The sequence below is a fragment of the Roseateles sp. genome (assembly GCF_036486225.1).
In the GTDB taxonomy this organism is placed as follows: domain Bacteria; phylum Pseudomonadota; class Gammaproteobacteria; order Burkholderiales; family Burkholderiaceae_C; genus Roseateles.
Map to the genome: position 1 here is coordinate 1 of NZ_DASVNZ010000283.1, position 2,773 is coordinate 2,773.

Below are 2,773 nucleotides of genomic sequence, written 5' to 3' on the forward strand. Positions count from 1 at the left end.
CTAGATCAGAACAGCTGCACGAAGCGCCGCAACACCGCCGGCGTCAAGGCCGGGCCGAGCATCAGGGTCGGATGGATCCATTGCCGCGTGGGCAGGGACGTGAACAGCTGGCGGCCCCATTCCAGCGACTGCGCCGGCGCCAGCAGTTCGAAATCCTGGCGCACCGGGTTGATCACCAGCCAGACCTGGAGCCGATGCGCCTCGCAGGCCTCGAGCGTGTGCCGCACCGAGGTCGTCGCCTGGCGCACCGGCTCCAGCACCGGCTGCAATCGCGCTTCCGATCCGAGCAGTGGCGCGAGGTGCCGCAAGGCCAGCACCTCCTTCTGTTTGCCATGGAGATAGGGAAAGTACATCGACTCGGCCTCCGCTTTGCTTATTGAGGGAGGCGCGATCATGAGCAGCGCTGGCCGATCCGTCAGCAGCGATTGCCTTCATGTGTGAGGCAAGTCAAAGGACTCGCAAAAAAGCTCAAAAGCGACGAGTCGAGATCGCACCGCCCACGGGGCACCCGACACTGATGCGCCCCTTTTTCCGGCGCAGGCGTTGCGACAAGAAAAAAGGACCGCCGTGGCGGTCCCTTCGAGGGTGGATGCGGCCGGCGCGGCGCGCCGGACGATCAAGGCAGCGTTCAGGACGACCGCTCAGCACGACCGGCCAGGACGACCGGTCAACCCGCGGCGACCGGTCACTGGCTGTCCTTGGCCTTGACCGGCGTCTGGCCCATCGCGGCGAGCTCGGCCTCGCTGATGATCTCCATCGCGCGCACGACCTTCTGGACGCCGCGCACGCCGCGCGCGATCTCGGTCGCGCGGTTGGCTTCGCGCTCGGTCACGCGGCCCATGATGTAGACGTTGCCGCGTTCGACCACCACATAGAACGCGTTCGAGATCAGATCCTTCGCATCGACCAGGCTGGCCTTGACCTTGGCCGCGATGGCGACGTCGTTGGCGCGGCTGGACAAGGAGCTCAGCATGCCGACGCCCACTTCATTGAGCACGGTGCTGACGTTCTCGACGCCCTGTGCGATGCGCTCGACGGCGGCCTTGTCCTCGTCGTTGCGGGTCTCGCCGGTCAGCAGCACCATGCGGTTGTAGCTGTTGACGCTGATGTGCACGCGGTCGCCGAGCTGTTCGCGGATGCGGTTGGAGGTCTTGAGCTCGATGCCCTGGTCCTCGAGCTGCGTGCCGGAGGTGCGGCGGTCGGTCGCCACGAGCGCGCCGCTCACCGCGGCGCCGCCGACGATCAGCGGCACGCAGGCGGTCTGCAGCAGGGCGCCACCAAGCGCGGCGGCAAGGATCAGGCGGCGGGTCCAACGGGTCTGGGTCATCGGGAGGTCCTTCGAGGTCGGGAGGGAGGTCGTCGGCATCGCCGTCGGGTTCAAGGTCATTCGCCCGCGCCGAGCAGCTGCAGGTCGATCGCGTCGCTGAGGCAGTGCGAGAGCAACCGGTGCGCCTCCGCCACCCGCGCGAAGCGGCTGTGCGGCACGCGCAGCTGCACGTCGGTGTCGAGCAGCGTGCCGCGCCACTCGTCGTCCTGGGTGCCGCTGAGCACGATCACGCTCATCTCCTGGCCGTGCGCCACCTGCAGCAGCGCGGCGGCGGCGCCGCTGGCCTGGGCCTCGAACAGCAGCAGCAGATCGCCCGGATGGCCGAAGGTCTGGATCTGGCGCATCAGCGCGGACGCCGGATCGGCGTAGCCCTGCGCCTGCGCGTCCAGCGCCATCGCGGCCAGGCCGGGGCGTTCCTGTTCGAAGCGGCCGGACAGCAGCGAGGCCATGTAGGTCGCGTCCGCGGCCGAGATGCCCAGGCCCGCGCTCAGCACGCGGCCGCCGCCCGTCAGCGCGTCCACCATCATCTGCGCCGCGACCGCCAGCGGGCGCGACAGGCCCTCGGCGATCTGGTACAGCAGGTCCGCGCTTTCGAAGAATTGTTGTTGTATGCGTTGTTCCAACATAGGTGCGGGGATGATAAAGGCGTCTCAATGCTCCGCCGGCACGTCGAAGGCGCCTTTCAGCCACTCGATGCCGTCGCCGTCGATGGCCACGACATCGAAGCGGCAAGGCGGCAGCACGGCCTGCGTGCGCAGGAAACATTGCGCGGCAAAGATCACACGCCGTTGCTTGGCCCGCGTCACGCTGGCCGCCGCGCCGCCATGGGCATCGCCTTCCCGGGCGCGGACCTCGACGAAGACCAGCGTCCCGTCGCGGTCGCGCAGGATCAGGTCCACCTCGCCGCCGCGCGCGGACGGTCCGCGCGCCACCCGATAATTGCGCGCCACCAGCCGCAGGCCCTGGCGCCGCAGATGGTCGAGCGCGCGCTGTTCGGCCTCGGCGCCGCGGGCCTGCTTGTCCACGGCACCGGTGGTGTCCGCGCTTCCCCTGGAGAATTTCTTGAACATGTCGACGTCCCCGTCCGCTTCGCTGATCGCCGCCGCCTCTGCCGCGGCCGGACATCAGCAACACCCGGGCGGCACGCTCTACGTCGTCGCGACCCCGATCGGCAACCTCGCCGACCTCAGCCTGCGCGCGATCCACGTGCTGGGCCTGGTCGACGCGGTCGCCTGCGAGGACACGCGCGTCAGCGCTCAGTTGCTGCGCTGGCTCGGATTGCACAAGCCGCTGGTGGCGCTGCATCAGCACAACGAGCAGCAGGCGGCGGAAGGACTGGTCGCGCGGCTGCTGGCGGGCGAACGCATCGCGTATGTGAGCGACGCGGGCACGCCGGCGATCTCGGATCCGGGCGCGGTGCTGGTGGCCGCGGCGGCGAAGGCCGGC

General features: G+C 69.2%; 5 protein-coding genes. 1 reads left to right on the forward strand and 4 read right to left on the reverse strand.

The annotated features are described in order from the left end of the window. Window positions 1–5: 5 nt before the first annotated feature. The 4 genes from VF536_RS18540 to VF536_RS18555 form a co-directional block, all read right to left on the reverse strand. On the reverse strand, window positions 6–353 hold the full coding sequence (locus VF536_RS18540) for a hypothetical protein (RefSeq protein ID WP_331616338.1): 348 nt from the start codon (window positions 351–353) through the stop codon (window positions 6–8). A 332-nt stretch (window positions 354–685) separates the two neighbouring features. Then, the gene (locus VF536_RS18545) at window positions 686–1,327 is read right to left on the reverse strand and encodes a BON domain-containing protein (RefSeq protein WP_331616339.1); all 642 of its coding nucleotides are present in this window, start codon (window positions 1,325–1,327) and stop codon (window positions 686–688) included. A gap of 56 nt (window positions 1,328–1,383) precedes the next feature. Beyond that, window positions 1,384–1,953: an SIS domain-containing protein gene (locus VF536_RS18550; protein ID WP_331616340.1), complete on the reverse strand. Its 570-nt coding sequence runs from the start codon at window positions 1,951–1,953 to the stop codon at window positions 1,384–1,386. A 24-nt stretch (window positions 1,954–1,977) separates the two neighbouring features. Continuing rightward, window positions 1,978–2,397, reverse strand: coding sequence for a YraN family protein (locus VF536_RS18555; RefSeq protein ID WP_331616341.1), 420 nt, complete (start codon window positions 2,395–2,397; stop codon window positions 1,978–1,980). On the opposite strand from VF536_RS18555, the gene VF536_RS18560 reads away from it, so the two are divergent. Continuing rightward, the coding region (locus VF536_RS18560) for an SAM-dependent methyltransferase (RefSeq protein WP_331616342.1) at window positions 2,396–2,773 on the forward strand (378 nt) is incomplete at its 3' end. The genes VF536_RS18555 and VF536_RS18560 overlap by 2 nt on opposite strands.

What these genes read in the sequence shown, in the direction of transcription:
- VF536_RS18540 (WP_331616338.1), bottom strand. Translation starts at nt 353, where the DNA reads ATGTACTTTCCCTATCTCCATGGCAAACAGAAGGAGGTGCTGGCCTTG.
- VF536_RS18545 (WP_331616339.1), bottom strand. Translation starts at nt 1,327, where the DNA reads ATGACCCAGACCCGTTGGACCCGCCGCCTGATCCTTGCCGCCGCGCTT.
- VF536_RS18550 (WP_331616340.1), bottom strand. Translation starts at nt 1,953, where the DNA reads ATGTTGGAACAACGCATACAACAACAATTCTTCGAAAGCGCGGACCTG.
- VF536_RS18555 (WP_331616341.1), bottom strand. Translation starts at nt 2,397, where the DNA reads ATGTTCAAGAAATTCTCCAGGGGAAGCGCGGACACCACCGGTGCCGTG.